At 44.9% G+C, this 514-nt stretch carries 2 tRNA genes and 1 rRNA gene; all 3 read left to right on the forward strand.

Annotation, left to right across the window (positions count from 1 at the left end):
• A 16S ribosomal RNA gene (locus ACFSTE_RS13170) occupies window positions 1-167 on the forward strand; the annotation flags it as partial.
• A 70-nt stretch (window positions 168-237) separates the two neighbouring features.
• A tRNA-Ile gene (locus tag ACFSTE_RS13175) sits at window positions 238-311 on the forward strand.
• Window positions 312-402: 91 nt separating this feature from the next.
• Window positions 403-476, forward strand: a tRNA-Ala gene (locus ACFSTE_RS13180).
• Window positions 477-514 lie beyond the last annotated feature (38 nt).

The raw sequence follows: 514 nt of genomic DNA on the forward strand, positions 1-514 counted from the left end.
TGCGGTGAATACGTTCCCGGGCCTTGTACACACCGCCCGTCAAGCCATGGAAGCTGGGGGTACCTGAAGTCCGTCACCGCAAGGAGCGGCCTAGGGTAAAACTAGTAACTGGGGCTAAGTCGTAACAAGGTAGCCGTACCGGAAGGTGCGGCTGGAACACCTCCTTTCTAGAGATTACGATACAATTATGGTTATTCTTAATTTGTTTTTAGTCTTAAGCTGTTAATTAAGATATGCAGTCTCATAGCTCAGCTGGTTAGAGCGCTACACTGATAATGTAGAGGTCGGCAGTTCGAGTCTGCCTGAGACTACGAAGTTCATATTTATAGATACTGGAAATTTTAGAAGTTGAGTTTAGCTACTTCATTTTGTAGGAGTTTTTAAGACACTTCTTAGATATATGGGGGATTAGCTCAGCTGGCTAGAGCGCCTGCCTTGCACGCAGGAGGTCATCGGTTCGACTCCGATATTCTCCACAAGGTAGTATATTTATTATGCTACGAGAATAGATATT

Origin of the sequence: Aquimarina hainanensis, from assembly GCF_042684685.1 — a bacterium.
GTDB lineage: Bacteria > Bacteroidota > Bacteroidia > Flavobacteriales > Flavobacteriaceae > Aquimarina > Aquimarina hainanensis.